Origin of the sequence: Flavobacterium cupreum, assembly GCF_003996965.1 — a bacterium.
In the GTDB taxonomy this organism is placed as follows: Bacteria; Bacteroidota; Bacteroidia; order Flavobacteriales; family Flavobacteriaceae; genus Flavobacterium; species Flavobacterium cupreum.
The window spans coordinates 1-305 of sequence record NZ_QWDM01000196.1 but is presented as its reverse complement, the minus strand read 5'-3'; the positions used below and the strand labels follow the sequence as shown (position 1 = coordinate 305).

At 65.2% G+C, this 305-nt stretch carries 1 pseudogene; it reads right to left on the bottom strand.

The window, feature by feature from the left end:
• Positions 1–305 (bottom strand): annotated as a pseudogene (locus D0817_RS25300) (IS4-like element ISAzvi7 family transposase); the annotation flags it as partial.

Here is a 305-nt window from a genome sequence, read left to right as displayed (position 1 = left end):
CGTTCGTAGCCCCCGATCCAGCGGCGACTATCCTTCTGTCCGTGGCGCACGCCATCTTTGTCGCGCTCTTCGCGCGCCCACATCCAGGCATCGACCACGCCAAGCGGTTCGCGCTGCGGCGTGACCACGTAGGTCGGGTGCAGATACATGCCGCGCCGCGTCTCATAGTTCAGCGGTCCGAGACCTTCTGCCTCTTGCCCGTTAAAATCGAGCTCGGTGGTGTCCTGAAGGCAAAGGGCGACCGGGTGCGCCGCCATGCGCTTCATGGTCTGCTGCCAGTGGGGGGCCATGAGCGCGCTCCACTC